The sequence below is a fragment of the Thiocapsa sp. genome (genome assembly GCF_022340925.1).
In the GTDB taxonomy this organism is placed as follows: Bacteria; Pseudomonadota; Gammaproteobacteria; order Chromatiales; family Chromatiaceae; genus Thiocapsa.
On record NZ_JAJDNA010000051.1, the window covers coordinates 16999 to 35650 of the forward strand.

General features: G+C 63.5%; 17 protein-coding genes and 1 pseudogene. 9 read left to right on the forward strand and 9 right to left on the reverse strand.

Annotated features, from left to right (window positions below):
• Positions 1-48: 48 nt before the first annotated feature.
• From LJE61_RS07005 to LJE61_RS07020, 4 genes are all read right to left on the reverse strand, one after another.
• Positions 49-915, reverse strand: a complete 867-nt coding sequence (locus LJE61_RS07005) for an RnfABCDGE type electron transport complex subunit B (RefSeq protein ID WP_296911866.1) — start codon at positions 913-915, stop codon at positions 49-51.
• A gap of 294 nt (positions 916-1209) precedes the next feature.
• The gene (locus LJE61_RS07010) at positions 1210-2073 is read right to left on the reverse strand and encodes a COG3904 family protein (RefSeq protein ID WP_296911864.1); all 864 of its coding nucleotides are present in this window, start codon (positions 2071-2073) and stop codon (positions 1210-1212) included.
• 23 nt (positions 2074-2096) lie between these two features.
• A complete protein-coding gene (hisF, locus tag LJE61_RS07015; RefSeq protein ID WP_296911862.1) occupies positions 2097-3683 on the reverse strand; it encodes an imidazole glycerol phosphate synthase subunit HisF in 1587 nt (528 codons plus the stop codon).
• A 218-nt stretch (positions 3684-3901) separates the two neighbouring features.
• Positions 3902-4918 carry a MerR family transcriptional regulator gene (locus tag LJE61_RS07020; protein ID WP_296917858.1) on the reverse strand — a complete coding sequence of 339 codons (1017 nt, stop codon included), beginning with the start codon at positions 4916-4918 and terminating at the stop codon, positions 3902-3904.
• Between the two features lie 465 nt (positions 4919-5383).
• Here LJE61_RS07020 and LJE61_RS07025 point away from each other — a divergent pair, with 465 nt between their 5' ends.
• The 4 genes from LJE61_RS07025 to LJE61_RS07040 all read left to right on the forward strand — a co-directional run bounded on the left by LJE61_RS07025 (position 5384) and on the right by LJE61_RS07040 (position 9453).
• A complete protein-coding gene (locus LJE61_RS07025; RefSeq protein WP_296911857.1) occupies positions 5384-6487 on the forward strand; it encodes a polyamine ABC transporter substrate-binding protein in 1104 nt (367 codons plus the stop codon).
• A gap of 14 nt (positions 6488-6501) precedes the next feature.
• A complete protein-coding gene (locus tag LJE61_RS07030; protein WP_296911856.1) occupies positions 6502-7638 on the forward strand; it encodes an ABC transporter ATP-binding protein in 1137 nt (378 codons plus the stop codon).
• A gap of 103 nt (positions 7639-7741) precedes the next feature.
• Entirely contained in the window at positions 7742-8662 is a 921-nt protein-coding gene (locus tag LJE61_RS07035; protein WP_296911854.1) for an ABC transporter permease subunit, read from the forward strand.
• A complete protein-coding gene (locus tag LJE61_RS07040; protein WP_296911852.1) occupies positions 8659-9453 on the forward strand; it encodes an ABC transporter permease subunit in 795 nt (264 codons plus the stop codon). The genes LJE61_RS07035 and LJE61_RS07040 overlap by 4 nt, the downstream gene beginning before the upstream one ends.
• A gap of 145 nt (positions 9454-9598) precedes the next feature.
• On the opposite strand, the gene lptF is transcribed toward LJE61_RS07040, so the two are convergent.
• A complete protein-coding gene (gene lptF / locus LJE61_RS07045) occupies positions 9599-10750 on the reverse strand; it encodes an LPS export ABC transporter permease LptF (RefSeq protein WP_296911848.1) in 1152 nt (383 codons plus the stop codon).
• A 209-nt stretch (positions 10751-10959) separates the two neighbouring features.
• Here lptF and LJE61_RS07050 point away from each other — a divergent pair, with 209 nt between their 5' ends.
• Positions 10960-11196 (forward strand): TraR/DksA C4-type zinc finger protein, encoded by a 237-nt coding sequence (locus LJE61_RS07050; protein ID WP_296911846.1) that lies wholly within the window; start codon positions 10960-10962, stop codon positions 11194-11196.
• A 15-nt stretch (positions 11197-11211) separates the two neighbouring features.
• Here the strand turns inward: LJE61_RS07050 and pepN are convergent, their stop codons facing one another.
• Positions 11212-13872: an aminopeptidase N gene (gene pepN / locus LJE61_RS07055; protein ID WP_296911844.1), complete on the reverse strand. Its 2661-nt coding sequence runs from the start codon at positions 13870-13872 to the stop codon at positions 11212-11214.
• A gap of 333 nt (positions 13873-14205) precedes the next feature.
• Here pepN and grxC point away from each other — a divergent pair, with 333 nt between their 5' ends.
• Genes grxC through LJE61_RS07070 form a run of 3 tightly spaced genes read left to right on the forward strand, consistent with a single transcriptional unit; the run spans position 14206 to position 15338 of the window.
• The gene (gene grxC, locus LJE61_RS07060) at positions 14206-14472 is read left to right on the forward strand and encodes a glutaredoxin 3 (protein ID WP_296917859.1); all 267 of its coding nucleotides are present in this window, start codon (positions 14206-14208) and stop codon (positions 14470-14472) included.
• Positions 14462-14875, forward strand: coding sequence for an Hsp15 family ribosome-associated heat shock protein (gene hslR, locus LJE61_RS07065; protein ID WP_296917862.1), 414 nt, complete (start codon positions 14462-14464; stop codon positions 14873-14875). The genes grxC and hslR overlap by 11 nt, the downstream gene beginning before the upstream one ends.
• 7 nt (positions 14876-14882) lie before the next feature.
• Positions 14883-15338, forward strand: coding sequence for a hypothetical protein (locus LJE61_RS07070; RefSeq protein WP_296911837.1), 456 nt, complete (start codon positions 14883-14885; stop codon positions 15336-15338).
• Here LJE61_RS07070 and LJE61_RS07075 read toward each other — a convergent pair.
• The 3 genes from LJE61_RS07075 to cysM form a co-directional block, all read right to left on the reverse strand.
• Positions 15305-15823: a L,D-transpeptidase gene (locus LJE61_RS07075; RefSeq protein ID WP_296911834.1), complete on the reverse strand. Its 519-nt coding sequence runs from the start codon at positions 15821-15823 to the stop codon at positions 15305-15307. The two genes, LJE61_RS07070 and LJE61_RS07075, sit on opposite strands and share 34 nt — an antisense overlap.
• Positions 15824-15956: 133 nt before the next feature.
• Positions 15957-17291, reverse strand: coding sequence for a 23S rRNA (uracil(1939)-C(5))-methyltransferase RlmD (gene rlmD / locus LJE61_RS07080; RefSeq protein ID WP_296917864.1), 1335 nt, complete (start codon positions 17289-17291; stop codon positions 15957-15959).
• A 103-nt stretch (positions 17292-17394) separates the two neighbouring features.
• Positions 17395-18285, reverse strand: coding sequence for a cysteine synthase CysM (gene cysM / locus LJE61_RS07085; protein WP_296911822.1), 891 nt, complete (start codon positions 18283-18285; stop codon positions 17395-17397).
• 173 nt (positions 18286-18458) lie between these two features.
• Here cysM and LJE61_RS07090 point away from each other — a divergent pair.
• A pseudogene (locus LJE61_RS07090) lies at positions 18459-18652 on the forward strand (Hpt domain-containing protein); the annotation flags it as partial.

Genomic DNA, 18652 nt, shown 5'->3' on the forward strand with positions numbered 1-18652 from the left:
GGGGACTGTGCTTGGATTGGTCGCGTTGCGGGTGCCGGGCAAGCCGCTTTACGTCAGCGGCAAGGCCCCCTTGCGCACGACCTTTCGAGCGTCTCTGCCTTTCACGATTCTGCCGTCTGACTCGATCCAGACGATGGAGCCAGTCGGACAACGTTCGATCGCCACCTTCGATGCCAGGTCGTTCTTCGCGTAGTCGACCGTCGCGAGGTTGTTTTGAATCCGGATCAGACCTTCCGGCGAGTCCTGAGCGCAGCGCCCGCAGGCCGTGCACACGACCTCACATTGGTGCTCGGCCTCGTCGCCGGGATCGAGGTTCTTGCAGGCCACCCACAATCGATGGCTGACCGGGTGCAGGCTGAAGAGACCCTTGGGACAAACGGTGACACAATCGCCGCAGGCGGTGCACTTGTCTTCGTCGACGACCGGCAGGCCATGGCGATCGAGCCGGATCGCATCGAACTCGCACACCTCCGCGCAATCCCCCATCCCGAGACAACCCCATGAGCAGCCCTTCCCTCCGCCGGACACCAGCGCGGCGGCGCGACACGACTCCATCCCGCCGTATACCGCGCGGAGATAGGCGACGTGACTGCCGCCCGCGCAGGCCAGCCGCGCCACCCGTTTCTCGCCGGCGCCTAGCTCGACGCCCAGGAAATCGGCGATGACCTGATTCATCGCCTTTGAGTTTACCGTACATCGACCAGGCGCGATCTCGCCTTTGACCAGCATCTCGGCAAATGGCCGGCATCCCGCCGTACCGCAGGCACCGCAGTTCGCGCGCGGCAGCAGCTCCTCGACCTGGTCGATGCGCGGATCCTCATAGACGTACAGACGCCGGTTCGCCAGGACGAGGATCAGCGCAAGCAGCAGGCCGAGCGCGGCCATGAAACCGACGGCTGTAAAGATCGTTGCCATAGACTGCTCATCGGGCACAAAGCGGACACCAGACCACCCGGTCGCGGCAGTCACGGCATCGGACTTCTGCCGTCCTTTCGGACCAGGTGCGAGAATCCTCGCATGACGCCTCTTCCGCCCAAGAAACGGCACGAATTTTACGGAATTATGATTTGTAAATTTTCATAATTCCGTAAATCGTCACTATTGGAACTCAGCAAAAGGACTTTGATCCAGAGCTTTTTTTGATCTAACGCATCCAACCTGCGAACAACCCGGACGGCGGGTCTCGGCCGGCCGAGCACCGGTTCGTCGTCACTGGATACGCTCGATCACGTCCGTCACCAACCCGGTTTGCAGGGCGTCAGACAGGGAGATCAGCAGAATCTTGTTGTTCGGCACCGACGCCGCTGCGATGGCGACATCCGGATCGATGCCCATCTCGCGCAGATACAGGAACGAGTCGGCGACGTAGCGCTGGCCTCCTTCGTGGCTGCTGAAGCGCCTCGGGACGCGACTCTGATGAATGCCCAGCTTGGCCCCGGGCGTGACGTAGCGCTCGGCACCTCCGGCGAGGACATCGATGCATGCCGAGGTACAGGCCTCGTCGACCGCGGCGCGCAGACCCATCGTCCTGAGGTACCGACCGAGCTTGCGCGCCTCGAAGACCGATCCCCCAGGACTATTGATGACCAGACCGACTGCCCGACTGCGACGCAGCTCCGAGATGGTCCGGTCCGCAAACCCGTCGCTGATCTCGGCTCCATCGACCCGCAGCCAGGTCGTGCGCAGGGTCCCATCCGGCTCGAACCGAACCAAGGTCGAGGCCATGCCGGTCTCGGCGGAGACCTGCTGGCAGGATTCGGTGGCGAACGTCAAGAGCGCCGATCCGCGGGACGCGTACTCACGCACCAGCTGATTGGATCGTTCGATGATGTCATCGACCTTGAAGCCATACTTGTCCGCGGCCGCAATCACCGCCGAGTCGGTTACCGCGACATCGAGATTCTGGCCAACGCGCAGCAGATGGCAGGCCGCGATCCTGGTCAGCCAATCGGCCTGACTGAGGCCCACCGGAGGGGCGCTTGGGCCGGAGACCGTTATCGAGCCCGAGGGGGTGCAACCCGGGAGCAGGAGTGCCCCCAGACCCAGCAGGACGAGCAGGCGCGCCCATGACATCACGCGGTGTCGGCTCCGGGCCATCAGGTCCGGATCTCGATTCCCTGCCCGATGAGATAGGCCTTGACGGCCTGGATCGGGACCTCGCGACGGTGAAAGATCCCCGCAGCCAATGCCGCCTCCACGCCGGTGGCGGCGAACACCTCCGCGAAATGCTCGACACACCCCGCGCCGCTGGAGGCAATCACGGGGATGCCGACGGACGACCGGACGGCCGCGACCAGCTCGAGGTCGAAACCCGATCCCGTGCCGTCCCGATCGATCGAGTTCAGCAGGATCTCGCCCGCTCCCAGTTGCTCGCAGGCCTGCGCCAGCTCAACGGCACCGACGTCGCGACCCTCCCGGCCACCCTTCACAGTGCATTGAAACCAACAATAGCGCTCGCCCTGTGGCCCCGGCGTCGTCGTCTCGATGGTCTGGTGCCGTGTTTCTCCAGGGGAGTGAACGTAGACGCGGCGAGGATCGATGGAGATGACGACCGCCTGGTTGCCATACAGATGCGCGATCTGCTCGATCGCCGTGCTGCCGTCTTTGGTGCCGCGCCTCAAATAGCCTTCGACCGCCGCGACCGCGTCCGAGCCGATCGAGATCTTGTCCGCCCCTGAGCGAAAATAGGCATTCGCCACATCGAGGGCCGAATAGGAGCAGCCGCTGGCGTCTCGAAAGGCGCGGATGCCACCGCCGATCGTCAGCGGCACGAAGACACGTTCGGAGGTCCGTTGCAGGACCTCCAACATCGGCTGATCCGCGAGCGGAAAATCTCGGAAGGCGGTGATGTTGAGAAAGGTGATCTCATCGGCACCCTCCTCGTAGTAACGCTGGGCAAGCTCCACCGGCTTGCCAAGGTTGCGTACCTTCCCAGCCTCGCGCACGTCGTATTGATCGCCCTTGGTGACCACCAGGTCGCCGGCGTCATTGGTCCGCACGTCCAGACACGCGATGATGCGCTTGGCCAGGCGGGTCTTTGTTTGATCGCCTCCGGCGCCGATGGCCGCAGGCGCCTGAGCGCCAGCGAGGAACCGGCGCAAGAGACGCAGACCGGCCGCGCCGCTCTTTTCCGGGTGGAACTGGACCGCGGCGACCTGACCATGCTGAACAGCGCTCAAGAAGGGGCGTCCATAATCCGTTTTGGCGAGGTGCCAAGCCTCGTTTTCAGCGGTCGGCGCTGCATAGTACGAATGGACGAAGTAAAGCTTCTCTCCCGCATAGTCACCGAACAACGCCGAGCCGCGCTCGAGCCGGACGTCGTTCCAGCCCATATGCGGCACTGCGAGCGAACCCGAGTCAAAGCGACGGATCTTCCCCTGAATGATTCCCAGCCCTGATACCTCGGGGGATTCCTCGCTGCCTTCGAACAGGGTTTGCAGACCGATGCAGATCCCGAGATACGGCCGGCCCGCAGCGAGGTATTCACGCAGAGGCGCCACATAGCCGAGCCGATGGAGGCGCTCCATTGCGGCACCGAAGGCGCCGACACCGGGAAAGATCAGTCGCTCCGCCTTCAGGATATCATCGGGGCGTGCGATCTCGGTCAGCGAGAAGCCCAGTGCGTGGATCGCATTGCGCAGACTGCGCACATTGCCTGCGCCATAGTCGAGCAGGGAAATCATGGGTCGAATCCGCAGGGAGTCCAGTTGATGTCGGCGCGGGGTTAGAGTCGAATGGCACTGATTCAGGCCGGTAGTCCGCTGTGCGGACCGCAACTGGAGCGCGCGAACCGGTCAAAGGTCCGCACAGCGGACTCCACGCTCCGGTCGCACCCGACCAGGTCCGGCGAATGCCGTTAAGTCAGTGCATTCGGGTCAAAGTCCCCTCTCGACCGAAACGCCTATTTTAACGCCATCGAACCGTCAGGTTCAGATTTCTCGCCTCTGACATCAAGCTCAATCCCCTCGGCAGCGGCGACACGCGTCAGGGCGGCTTCCATCATCGAACGCGCCTGCGCAGTCGCCGCGTGCAGGTACGCATGGAGTGCGGCGTCATCGGCGTTGCGGAGCTCGCATTCCTCACTATAGGTCTCGAAGGCATTGAGCGCGAGGACGAGATCCGCCAGGTGGCGGGGACACTCGCAGCGCACGCTCGTCGATGTGGTCGCGATCCGCAGCAGATCGACATCCGTGAAGCGGCGGGGAGAGATCGGAAAGAGAAGGTCGACGTCAGGCGGTTCAGGGGAAGCGACCGGAGCCCCGCCACGTTGGGTCAAACACAATCGGCAGAGCTCTTCCGGATCGACCGGGGCGCGTTTCGCAAGCACCCGGCGGGACGCGAGCCGTTCGATGGTGCCCCGGTTTGCGAACCTGTAGACCAGGATCGCGCCGGACGCGCCCGAGCGCGAGACCAACTCGGCGATCTCGCGAACCTGGTCGCCGTGGAGGGTCGGGCATTCGAATACGACCAGGTCCGGAGCGACGTCCGGGCGGTGGTCTTGGATGAAGGTCTCACGGGAATCGTAGCAACCCGCCAGCTCGATGCCTTGGAAGGCCGAGGCTGTGCTGCGGAGTCGATCCGCCAGAGATCGTCCAATCACCAGGACGCGACAGGGAAGCAGCGGCCCGCCCGGTTTTTCGGGCAGGTCCGTCCCGCGGATTCGGGCGCGCAGTTGGTCGAGTGACAGGCTCGCGACGCTGCTGATGGCATCGCCTCTGTCGACCAGGCGCTTAATGAGTGTGAGACGACTGACATCGTTCTGGCCGTAAAGACGCGCGCCGGAATCCGATCGAACCGGACAGACGACACCGTAGCGCCGCTCCCAGACCCGCAGGGTGTCGGCGGGCACACCGGTCAGGCGCGATACCGCGCCGATACGGTAGGTGTGACCCAGTGAAGCGGTGTCCTGATCGGCCAAAGCGGAATCCTCTGCATTGAAGTGGCGCCCGAGATCGAACCTGCCATAGTCAAACGCTCAGGTGTTCAGCGTTTCCCGTCCGGGACACGAGGCCCCGGCATGTTCTGCCACCTCAGTGCCTGAACAGGGGCCTTCCGAGCGTCGCGCCGCTCGAAAGGCGCGCTGACGATGGCCAGGATGGCCCTGCGACAGCATCTGCGTAGGGTTGGGGGCGAGATGCCCGTCGTCCAACTCTTGTCCAGTAAACGCGCCTGCGAGCGGGTGAGATTGGACGTCTCCGGTATCCGCGCATTCCGGCCCCGGGAGGGGCGCAGGCAGGTGCGCGGGGCGCCGCTGGCCTTGGGCCGAGATGCCTGCGAGGCAAACTAAGGCTACTCCCTCGAGGTAAAACTAAAGTAGGATTCCGCACCTCGCTGCGCTGATCTCAACGCTCGTCCCAGAGCCATCCGATCGGGGGTGCCCCAGATGCCACGGACCTTGACCCTTCTCGGTCTCCTTCTGCCAGTCGCCTTGACGCTCCAACCGCGCGCCTCGGGCGCGGACCAGTCGGTGCATCTCTACAACTGGAGCGATTACTTCGCCGCAGACACCCTGTCGGGCTTCCAGGCCAAGTCCGGAATCCGTCCTGTTCTGGACGTCTACGACTCCAACGAGGTCTTGGAGGCCAAGCTCTTTGCCGGGCACAGCGGGTACGATCTCGTCTTCCCGACAGCACGGCCGTTTGCGGCGCGCCACGTCAAGGCGGATCTCTACCTCCCGTTGGAGAAGGACAAGCTGCCGGGCCTTGACCAGCTCGATCCGGCGATCATGAGCAGCCTGTCCGCGATCGACCCGAACAACGACCATCTTGTGCCTTACATGTGGGGCACGTCCGGGCTGGGGCTCAACCTCGACAGGATTCAGGCGGCGTTGGGCGATGAGGCGGATCTCGACACCTGGGGGCTCCTGTTCGATCCCGAGACGGCCGCCAAGCTCGCTGACTGCGGTATCAGCATGCTGGACGACCCGGCCGAGGTCGTGCCCGCCGCCCTCGCCTATCTCGGCAAGGAGCCGAACAGTCTCGACAAGGCCGATCTGGATGCTGCTTCAGCCTTGATCGGGGCAATCTACCCATACGTCCGCTACTTCCATTCCTCGCAGTATGTCAGCGATTTGGCCAACGGCGACATCTGTCTCGCCATGGGCTACTCCGGCGACGTCTTTCAAGCCCAGGCCCGCGCCGAAGAGGCCGATAAAGGTGTCGTCATCGAGTACCGTCTTCCCCGCGAAGGGGCCGCGATCTGGACCGACGTGATCGCGATCCCCAAGGACGCCCCCAACCCCGATGCCGCTCATGCCTTCATCGCCTACCTGCTCGAGCCACCGGTCATCGCCGCGATCAGCAATGAGGTCTATTACGCCAATCCCAACCTGGCCGCGACGGATCTGCTGGAAGAGGACGTCCGGGAGGATCCTGCGATCTACCCCCCCAACGAGGTCAAAAAACGGCTCTTCACTCAGGCCGAGCGCAGCGATCGTGAGCTTCGCGAGCTGAATCGGCTCTGGACCCGTATCAAAGCCAACCGCTGACGCCGGAAGAGCATGTGCCGACCCTAGCCGAAAACCAGCGGCTGGAGCCCTGGCAGGACCCCAGGGCCGCCCCCTATCTTCGCGTCGATCGTGTGACCAAAAAGTTTGGGGACGTCTACGCGGTCGACGACGTCAGTCTGGACATCTTCAAGGGCGAGTTCTTTTCCCTTCTGGGGAGCTCCGGCTGCGGGAAATCGACCCTCCTGCGCATCCTCGCGGGACTCGAGTACCCGAGCGCCGGCCGAATCTATATCGACGGCGTTGACGTCACGGATGTTCCCGCGTACTCCCGACCCGTCAACATGATGTTCCAGTCCTATGCGCTGTTCCCGCATATGAGCGTAGAGCAGAACGTCGAGTTCGGCCTCAAGCAGGACCGTCTACCGCGGTCGGAGCGCGTCGAGCGGGTCGGTGAGATGCTCGACCTGCTCAAGATCACGGAGCTGCGCAAACGCCGGCCCGACCAGCTTTCGGGCGGCCAACGCCAACGGGTGGCGCTGGCGCGCAGCCTGGCCAAGCACCCGAAGCTGCTCCTGCTCGACGAGCCGCTCGGGGCACTCGACAAACGACTGCGCGAGAATACCCAGTTCGAGCTCGTGAACCTTCAAGAGCGGCTCGGGATCACCTTCGTGACCGTGACCCATGACCAAGAGGAGGCGATGACCATGTCGACACGCATCGCCGTCATGGATGCAGGCCAGATCATGCAGGTCGACACACCGACGGCGATCTACGAGTTTCCGACCTGCCGTTTCGTGGCCGAGTTCATCGGCTCGGTCAACCTCTTCGAAGGCAAGGTCGTCGCGGCCGAGGGCGATGAGGTGCTGGTCGAGACCCGGGTCGGTCGGCCGATGCGGATGCGCAGCTTCCACCCGCTCGTTCTGGGAACCCCCGTCACGATCGCCGTGCGCCCGGAGAAGATGCGACTGTCGCAGGAAGACCGGGAGGACGGCGTCAATCAGCTGCAGGGGGTGGTCGAGGATATCGCGTACCTCGGGGATGTTTCCATCTACCGGGTGCGGATCGGGGACGGCTCGCTCGTGGAGATGACGCTGACCAACGTCCAACCCCGCACCGAGCAGGCGCTGACATGGGAGCAGGAGGTGGTCATCGAATGGTCCCCGACCAGCGGTGTCGTGTTGACCGAGTAGCCTGCGCCAGGTCGCAAGCCAGGGCGAGCAATGGCCTGCCGTCAGGCGTGGCCATTCCGCGTCGCTTCGACTCAATGCCGGACTAACCTTCCGAGCTCTCGCCATGGCCTTACCGCAACCCAGTCGGCCTGCTGCAACCCAAGTCCTGAGCCGACTGGTCAATATCGGAATTCCTTACCTTTGGCTCGGACTCTTCTTCCTGCTGCCTTTCGTGATCGTCCTGCAGATCAGCCTCGCCGAGCCGGCGCTCGCGCAGCCGCCCTACACGCCGCTGTGGCAATGGATCGAGGACGGGCTTCTGCAGATCCAGCTCAACCTGCAGAACTTCCTGCTGGTCGGAGAAGACTCCCTCTATTTGAGCGCTTTCCTCAACTCGCTCCAGGTCGCGCTGATCTCGACCCTGCTCTGCCTGCTCCTGGGATACCCGATGGCCTATGCCATCGCGACAGCACCGGAACGTCTTCGGGTGGTCCTGTTGATGCTGATCATCCTGCCCTTCTGGACCTCTTTCCTCATCCGCGTCTATGCCTGGATCGGAATCCTCAAGTCGAACGGACTGTTGAACGACTTCCTGATATGGCTGGGCCTGATCGATTCGCCGCTGACGATTCTTCATACCCAGACGGCCGTCTATATCGGCGTCGTCTATTCCTATCTGCCCTTCATGATCCTGCCGCTGTACGCGAATCTGACGCGCCTCGACCATGGCTTGCTCGAGGCGGCCGCGGACCTCGGGTGCCGCCCCTTTTGCGGCTTCATGCGGGTCACATTGCCGCTTTCCATGGCCGGCATCGTCGCCGGCAGCATGTTGGTCTTCATCCCGGTGGTAGGCGAGTTCGTGATCCCCGATCTTCTCGGCGGACCCCAGAGCCTCATGGTTGGCAAGCTCCTGTGGACCGAGTTCTTCTCAAACAAAGACTGGCCGCTCGCCTCCGCGCTGGCGATCGTGATGCTGGCCTTGCTCGTCATTCCGTTCGTGATGATGCAACGCTGGCAGCAGCGGATGGAGGGCGGCCGTCCATGAAGCGACGTCGCTGGCCGCTCCTCGGCATGCTTGTCTTCGGGTATGCCTTTTTGTACGTGCCGATCGTCCTGTTGATCGTCTATTCCTTCAACGAATCGCGTCTGGTCACCGTCTGGAGTGGTTTCTCGACTCGCTGGTACGCGGAGCTCCTCAGGAATCAGCAGCTGCTTGATGCCGCTTGGCTCAGCGTGCGCATCGCCGCCACCAACGCAACCCTGGCGGTGGTCTTGGGCACATTGGCCGCGAACGCCTTGGTACGGCATCCCCGTTTCCGCGGACGCGCTGGTTTCGAGCTGCTGCTGACCGCACCCCTGGTGATGCCGGATGTCATCATCGGACTCTCCCTGCTGCTGCTCTTTGTGGCAATGCAGCAAGGGATCGGCTGGCCCGCGGGTCGCGGCTTCACCACCATCACGATCGCCCACATTACGTTCAGCATGGCCTACGTGGCCGTGGTCGTCCGCGCGCGGCTGTCGCAACTGGACCGTTCGCTCGAGGAGGCGGCGATGGATCTGGGTGCTCGACCGCTCGGTGTCTATCGCATGATCACACTTCCTCTGATCGCGCCGGCTTTGCTTTCGGGCTGGCTCCTGGCGTTCACGCTGTCGCTCGACGATCTGGTCATCGCGAGCTTCGTGGCCGGGCCCGGCTCGACGACGCTCCCCATGGTCATCTACTCCAGCGTCCGCATGGGCGTCTCACCTCAGATCAATGCCCTCGCAACCCTCATCGTCCTGCTCGTCGCGTTGGCCGTCATCGTTGCCGGACTCTCGATGCGTCAGCGTCGTTGAGGTCGATGTCGTCCGAGTCGGACTGCATTTGAACGGACCCGCACTGGCAGGGCTCTCACCATGAGGGAGCCGTTTGTCGGGCGATCCGGCGCACCCGATCCACCGAGGTCTGGTTGCAGTGCATCGAGCGCCGACGCTTCGAGGGTCATCGCGGCGGGGCCGCAACGCGCTTTGGCCGGCGCCCGAGCCAGCCGGCATGGACATCCCTGAGACGCCCGATCAGCCGCTTGAGCCAGAGGCTGTCCGGGAGCAACATCAAATAGACCACCGCGAGGATCAGCAGCTGATACCAGAGGCTGGTCAGCCAGAGGGGGGTCACTCCGGCAGCCAGCCAACTCTCGGCGAGCCGCTGCAGATTGAAGAAGCTGAAATAGGCCAGAAAGGCCAGAAACAGCCGGGCCGGAGTCCGCTGGCGAGGGGAGAGCGCAATCAGTGGCATGGCGACGATGGTGAAGATGATGACCGCGAGGGGCGGCGACAAACGATGCTCGAGCTCGGCGCGGTCGGTCAGTTCCGCCGATGCAATGAGGTGGGATGTCGGAGTCGTCGAGCGCTTCCCAATCGCACCTGGTGCCGCAGCCGACGAGCGAATGCGAATCTGATACTCGTCGAAGTCACCGACCATGAATTCCCCGCCACCCGGTTTCCCGTCGAAGCGGTGGCCGCTGCTAAGGGTCACGATGTGGTCACCAGTACCCTCCTCGATGCGGTGTCGACCTCCCTTGCTGACGACCAAGCGCTCGAGATCGTCACGGCGATCCAGGATAAAGACATCGCCAAGGGACTGATGACGGTCCATCTCCCCGATGTAGAGAATCAGCTCTCCACGCTCTTCGAGATAGAAGCGCCCGGCCTGAAGGCCCGCGATCTGCGCCGCTTGATCCTTCTGCTGCATGCGGATCTGATGAATACCGGTCGCCGCCCAGGGCTGAAGGAACAGCGAGATCCACCCGGTGATGAGTGCAACCGGGACGGCAAGCAGAAGGAGCGCGCGAAGATGTCGCGCAGGGCCGATGCCGCAGGCGCTCATCGCGATCAACTCGCTGTCCCGCGAGAATCGGCTCAAGGTGACCAGCAAGCCGAGGAAAAAGGCCGGTGGCAGCAGAGTCGGCAGATCGCGCACGATCTGGTAGGCCAGGAAGTTGAGCACCAGATGCACTCTGAGCGCCCCCACGTTGACCTCTTCCAGTGTGCGCAGAAACAGCATGCTCGCGACGATCAGCAAGAGGATCGCGACGATCGCAGAAAACACCTTGGCTGTCTCGGTGAGCAAATAGCGATCGACGATTGCGGGCATGGTCCATCCCATTGAAGGCTGTAACACCACCACGGCTCCTGAGCATCCTCGGCCAGCTGCGCCGTTCGCGTCGGTGCCGGACACACTCGACGCAAGGCGCCTAAAAGCCGGGCCGTGGGACCGTCACCGAGGTGCCATCAAAAGCTCATAAAAGGATCATCCACAGGGAACATACTAAGGTGCCTCGCCGCTGGATAGGTCAGCTTCCGATGGAAAAATTCGCCGACGTGCTGGATCTCGCACAAGCCCATGTGGAACGTGAAACCGAGCTCCGAATCGCCGCGATCCAGAGGCATGCCAACAGCGGATTCGGCAGCAGCCGTTGTAGCGACTGCGGCGAACCGATACCGACGCGCCGCCGGAAGCACGTGCCGAACGCCAAACGTTGCGCCGCTTGTCAGGCCGCGGAAGAGCTCCGGCACGCACCAATACCGCGGCGCGCCTGAGGGATCGACAGGCGCCTAGGAAACCTTCTCCGGCCCAGCCTCTCCGCAGGCCTTCGAGGCCACTTCGAAGACGTCGCTCGAGAGCTCATCCGTCCTCAGGATGCGCCCGAGCTCGGCAAGCATCATCGCCTGGCGGCCTTCGTCATACCGCCGCCAACGGATCAGTGGCTGCATGAGGCGCGCGGCGATCTGCGGATTGAGCGGATCCAACTCCAGGATCCGGTCGGCCAGGAACCGATACCCACTCCCGTCCGCGGCGTGGAAATGAAAAGGATTACCGTTGCAGAAGGCGCCGATCAGACTGCGGACCCGGTTGGGGCTCCTCAGCGAGAAATCCGGATGCTCCATCAGTCGGAGGACCATCCCCAAGGTTCCGGGCCGAATGCTAGTCGCCTGCACGCTGAACCACTTGTCGATGACCAGCGGCTCAGTCGACCAGTTCCGATAGAAGGCGTCCAGCGCGGACCGGCCGTCGCGCCCGCCATGCTCGACGAGCAGTCGCAGAGCACCCATCACATCGGTCATATTGGCCCCGGCCGCGAACTGCGATCGACAGAGAGCGAGCGCCTTCTTGTCCCCACTGGCCATGAGGTAGCTCAAGGCGAGGTTCTTCAAGGCCCGCCTTCCGATCGCGTCCTGCATCGGCTCATTGGTGACGGAGTTGTGATTGGATAAATAGACGTCGAACAGATCCGCACGCAGCGCCTCCCCCAGGTGACGCCTCAGGCGCTCACGGGCGTGATGGATTCCCTCCACGTCGACCACCTCCATCTGATCCCCGAGGTAAGACTCCGATGGCAATGACAAGACCTCTGCGATCAGCGCCGCGTTGCCCCCGGTCTCTGCCAGGGTCTCTCGTATCACGTCGACGAAATGCGTTGGAATCGACCGATCCCGGTCCCCCGCCATGGTCAACACAAGTCGCTGCATCAGGTTCTGCGCGGCATCCCACCTGATGAAACCGTCCGTGTCATGACGCAGCAGGAACAGCAGCTCCTGGTCGCTGTAGTCGAAGTGCAATTTCACCGGCGCCGAAAACCCGCGCAGCAGCGACGGGATTGGGCGTTCAGGGACATCGACGAAGCGAAAGCCCTGCTCCCAGTCACGTAGCTCCAGGATCCCGGTTCCGGGTCCCCACCCGACCGGGTCGTCCTCGAGTCGCAGGGCCAGCTCCGCCCCTCGCGAATCGAGCAGACCGATCGTCAGCGGCAGATGCAGGGGTTGCTTACGAGCCTCGTCGGGTGTCGCTGGGATCCGCTGCCTGACCACGAGGGTGTAGGTCGCGCGCTCGGGATCATACTCGCCCTCGACTTCCAGGGTCGGCGTTCCCGCCTGTGTGTACCAGCGGCGGAACTGAGCCAGATCGCGCCCGCTGACGTCCTCCATACACCGGACGAAGTCGTCGGTGGTCACCGCTTGACCGTCATGGCGTGCGAAGTACAGGTCTGTGGCTTGCCGGAACAGATCGGGCCCCAGCAGCTTTGCTAGCATCCGGACCAGCTCGGCCCCTTTGTTGTAGACGGTGGCCGTGTAAAAGTTGTTGATCTCGATATAGGAATCCGGCCGCACTGGATGGGCCAAAGGCCCGGCGTCCTCCGGGAACTGATGCGCACGCAGCAGACGCACATCGTGAATTCGTTTGACCTCGCTCGATCCGACATCCGCGGAGAACTCTTGGTCCCGGTAGACCGTGAATCCCTCTTTCAGGCTGAGCTGAAACCAGTCTCGGCAGGTGACACGATTTCCGGTCCAGTTGTGAAAGTACTCATGCGCGATGACGCCCTCGATCCCCGCGAAATCGTCGTCTGTGGCCGTGTCCGGGCGCGCCAGGATGAACTTGTCGTTGAAGACATTGAGCCCCTTGTTCTCCATGGCGCCCATATTGAAATGGCTGACGGCGACGATCATGAAAACATCCAGATCGTATTCTCGACCGAAGCGCTCCTCGTCCCAACGCATCGCCTGCTTCAGCGCACGCATCGCATGCTCACACTTGTCCAGGTTGTGCGGCTCGACATAGATCTGAAGTGCGACCCGTCGCCCCGACCTGGTTGTGAAGAGATCCTCCACGACCGACAGATCGCCCGCGATCAGGGCAAAGAGATAACTTGGCTTCGGGAAAGGGTCCTCCCAGCTCACCAGATGCCGGCCATCTGCGAGATCGCGCGCTTCGATCCGATTGCCGTTGGACAGCAGCACTGGAAAGCGCTCCCGATCCGCAATCAATGTGGCGCGATAGCGCGCCATCACATCCGGGCGGTCGAGGAAATAGGTGATGCGGCGGAAACCCTCGGCCTCACATTGGGTACAGAGCATCTGGCCCGACTGGTAGAGTCCTTCCAACGCGGTATTGAGCGTGGGGTGGAGATGCACACGCGTGTCGAGCCGGAATCGGTCGGGCACTCTTCGGAGCAGCAGGGAATCGGGGTCGACACGATACTCCGATGGAGCCAGTGCATGGCCGTCGATCTCCACTCGCTCCAGCTCCAATTGCTCGCCATCGAGTCTGAGGGTGCCGTCGCCCCGCGTCGCAGCCGGGTTTCGACGCAACCGGAGCGTGGCCTCCACCCGCGTGAGATCCGGGTCCAGCTCGAACCGGAGGTCCACATGATCGATCATGAACTCGGGCGGGCGATAGTCTTTGAGATAGATCGGGTGGGGAGTGTCGCGATACATGATGATCCTGGGGTCGGGTCGATGTCCGGGTCAGGGCAAGTCGGCGGCTTCTCCTGCCTCCAATATCGGTGGTTCGGCCTAGGCGGCGCGGTTTCAAGTGCGGGTTGACGACCGGTAGCCGAGACGGCGAAGCTTTGCCATCATCTACAAACGGTCATTGAACGTCCATCGCCCGCGCGGGCCAGCGTTGAATCGAGCGAAGGTGGGGTTTGCTCGCGTGCCCAGAGGACGTTCCGAGTCAGACGAAGGCCGCCCGGCGGGTCGAGGTGGCGTCCTACGCCAGTCAGCGACCTGGCCGCCCCGGCAAGGACGCACCGGACAAAGAAGGTTCCAATGCCTCATGTGACGATATACACAACCATGATCTGTCCGTACTGCTCACGGGCACGCCACCTGCTCCAGCGCAAGGGCGTCGTCTTCGAGGAGATTGCCGTCGATCATGACCGCGAGCAGATGGCGGTGATGCGTCGGCGCAGCCGACGACACACCGTGCCTCAAATCTTCATCGACGATCTCCATGTTGGCGGTTACGACGACCTCGCGATGCTCGATGCCCGCGGCGAGTTGGACCGACTCCTAGGCTCGACCGATGCCGGGTGAGGCCGCGACGCATGAATCGATCCGGTTGGACAAGTGGCTCTGGGCCGCACGTTTCTTCAGGACACGGCAGCTGGCAGTCGAGGCGATCAGCGGAGGCAAGGTCCAGGTCAACGGCCACCGCGCCAAGCCGGGTCGAGCGATCGGACCAGGCGCGCGCATCCTGATTCGCAAGGGCGGCCTGACCTGGGAAGTCGAGGTCATCGCGCTGACCAAGCAGCGACGGTCGCCTAGCGATGCGGCATTGCTCTACCTGGAGGACGAAGCGAGCCGCGTCAGACGCCGGGAGCTCGTCCGCGAGCGCCGCGAAACCGGCGCGGAAACGGTCGAACATGCGGGGCGGCCAACCAAGCGAGATCGCCGCTTGATCCAGCGCTTCAAGAGCCACAGCGAACCCGGGAGCTGACAGCCGCTTGGACAACGACGCCTTTCGCCGGACCTATCGGGAGATCAACGAACGTTATTGCGCCTATGAGAAAGGCATACTGACCAACCACTGTGGTTGCTCTCAGGCGAAGAAGTTCTGCATCGCGGAACGCGAGGGCGTGCACTGCACCTCCGACGAAGCGCAGCAGACCTGCATCGTCCTGCTGGACCTTCTCGGCCAGCAGGCAAGATTCGCGCTGAAGGCCCACAGCCCGGGGAGCGCGCTGCCGCATACCAAGGCGATGCGGTTACAGGTGGGCGGTCTGCGCGGCATCGCCGCCGCGCTAGACCCGGATGCCCCGGTTCCCGACTATGTTCAAGATGTGCACGCCACACTCCTAGCCGCTATCGCCCGATTCGGCGGTCTACAGAACCTCCCTTTCTCACGCGTCATCCGGGAGATCGCGGCCTATGCGCCGCGCCGGCGTCGGCGTCGCCCTTGAATCAGCATCACCGGCGTTCCGAGCGGTGTCCGGTCGAACAGCTCGATCAGCTCGCGGCTGTGCATGCGAATGCAGCCGTGGGACCTGGGGATACCCATCGGCTCGCTATCCGGGCAGCCATGGATATAAATGAAACGGCGCAGCGTATCCAGGCGGCCGCCCCGGTTGCGACCCGGCTCGCAACCCGTAAGCCATAGGATCCGGGTCAAGATCCAGTCGCGGCCGGGACACGCGGCCGCGAGCGCGGCATCATAGATCTCCCCCGTCGGCCGGCGACCGCGAAAGACCGTGCCCGGGGGACAACCTTCGCCGATGCGCATGCGAACCCGGTGCAGTCCGCGTGGGGTGCAGCCGCTGCCGTGGCATTCACCGACCCCATTCAGCGCGGTCGAGACAGGATAGACGGCCAGGCGCTCCGCGCCTTCACACAGACTGAGGGTCTGTCGGTCGATATCGATCAGGATGTGTCTCTTGTGGGACCACATGCGCCTTTCCCGGTGAGCCTATCAACCTCCGCTCCGACCGGACCAGCTTGCGGAATCAACCCGGGACTTGAACCGAGCGATGCCGGGGATCGCATGCGATCGGAAACCCACAGCCGATTCAGCGCCTCGTCCATCAGACTCGGCCGGCCCGCTCGAACAAGGCCAGCGACTCGACATGCGCGGTTTGCGGGAACATGTCCATCACCCCGGCAGCCACAAGACGGTAGCCGAGCCCGTTCACCAGGCGATCCGCGTCGCGAGCGAGCGTCGTCGGATAACAGGAGACGTAGAGCATGCGATCGACGCCGAGGCGCGGCAACCAGTCGATGATGGTGAGTGCACCGCTTCGAGGTGGATCCAGCAAGGCCTTGGCGAAACCCTCACGCAGCCAGGGCTCCACATCGAGCTCGCCGTAGAGATCCGCCGCATAAAAACGCGCATTCGTGATCTTGTTCAAGGTGGCGTTCGACTCCGCACGTGCCACGAGACCGGCATCGCCCTCCACTCCGACGACCCGTTGGGCACGCCGCGCCAGCGGCAGGGTAAAGTTGCCGACACCGCAGAAGAGATCCAAGACCTGCTCATCCGGCTGCACGTCCAAGAGGCCGAGCGCCTGATCGACCATCAGACGGTTCACCTCGAGATTCACCTGAGTGAAGTCGGTCGGCTCGAACGCGATGCGCAGATCGTGGCTGGGCAGCTCGTAGTAGAGTGCCAGGCCCTGTCCGGGAAGCGGTCGGATGCTCTCGGGCCCCGACTCCTGCAGGTAGACGTGGAGGCCCTCATGCTCGGCGAGTGCACCGAGCACGCCGAGATCGGCGGCACTGGGTGGGGCCAGCACCCGAAAGACGAGGACAGGTGGCGTGTCACCGAGCGCGACCTCGATCTGCGGCACCTGCTGGCGAATGCTCAGCGAATCGAGCGCGTCGGCAATCGCTTTGATGCGTCCGCCGACCGAAGGATGGAGCACCTCACACCGGTTCAGGTCCGCGATAAACGAGCTGCCCCGTTCCCGAAATCCCACCAGGGTCCGCCCCTTTTTGGCGACGTGACGCACCCCAAGCCGCGCCTTGCGCCGGTATCCCCATGCCCGGGCGCTCAGCGGCTCCAGCCATCTCAGCGGGGTTACCTTGCCGATGCGCAGGAAGACCTCGGCCAGACTGGCCTGCTTGAAACGGATCTGCGCATCGGCATCCATGTGCTGCAGCGCGCAACCGCCGCACACGCCAAAATGGCTGCACCCCGGCGTCACCCGCTCGGGCGCCGGCCGCAGGATCTCGAGGGTCACGCCCTCGTCGTAGCGACGCTGCGTCCGCACATACCGGAAGCGCACGCGCTCGCCCGGCAGCGCCCCCTCGATGAAGACCGCCTTGCCGTCGAGATGTGCCAGGCCCCGACCCTCATGGGTCAGACCTTCAATCTCGGCCTCGAACGGTCCCTGAGGCAACGGCTTGCGGCGTCTTGACACGGGTTCAACCTCGATTCGAGCCCCTGGACCGCACAGCCGATCAATGGGCGATTCATGCCTGGGATTCCCGTTCTCCCGAGGCCTCGACGATTTCAGCGCTTCACTAAGCGGGAAACACGCCAGTCGACAGATAGCGGTCGCCACGGTCGCAGATGATCGCAACGATCACAGCATCGCTCACCTCACGCGAGAGTCGCAGGGCGGCCGCGACACAACCACCGGAAGAGACGCCGCCGAAGATCCCCTCTTGCGCCGCCAGCTCCCGAGCCGTCCGCTCGGCGAGATCCTGGGAGACGTCGATGATCCGATCCACGCCCGCTGGATCGAAGATCTTCGGCAGATAGGCCTCCGGCCAGCGACGGATCCCCGGGATGCTTGACCCCTCCTCCGGCTGGACCCCGATGATCTGGACCTCCGGGTTCCGCTCCTTGAGATACCGACCTGTTCCCATGATGGTTCCGGTCGTTCCCATGGCGCTCACGAAGTGGGTGATGGAGCCATGGGTATCGCGCCAGACCTCCGGACCCGTCGACTGATAATGGGCCGCCGGATTGTCCGGGTTCGAGAACTGATCGAGCCGGACCCCCTCGCCGCGTGCCTCCATCGCGTTAGCCAGATCGATCGCCGCCTCCATGCTGCCCGCCTTGGGCGTCAGGACAATCTCCGCACCGAAGCTGCGCATGACGCCGCGCCGCTCGGCGCTCATGTGCTCCGGCATGATCAAGACCATTCGGTACCCTTTGATCGCTGCCGCCATTGCCAGCGCGATACCCGTGTTGCCGCTGGTCGCCTCGATCAGGGTGTCGCCGGGTTTGATGCTCCCACGCTCCTCGGCACACCGAATCATGTTCAATGCTGGACGATCCTTCACCGAGCCCGCCGGATTGTTGCCCTCGAGCTTGGCAAGGATCAGATTCTCGGCCGCCCCCGGCAGTCGTTGAAGCCGCACCAGCGGCGTGTTACCCACAAAGTCTTCGATCGTCGGATAAGACATCGTCTGCCCGCCCGGGCCTGGGGCCCGCCCTATGAGGTTGAAGCCTCGATTCTGCACCAGCATCCGGCAGCAACCAAGTCAGACTGAGGCATTCGATGCCGGACTCGGGCGCCGCGGCTCCGGTGCCGCTATCATAGGGCGCTGATGCGATGACTCAACCGGGGGAGCCAACCGTGGCCGAGACAGACCATCGATCGAGGCTGGACGCACTGCCGGTCCGAGACGAGCAGGCCGCGCTTGCCAGCACCGAGGGGGATTCGTCGCTCGCCGACGAGCTTCTGGAGGCGTTGCTTGCCGGACTTCCGGCGGAGATCGAAGACCTGCGTGCCTGTGTCGCCGAGTCCGATTGGGCCGGACTCTCCGAGCA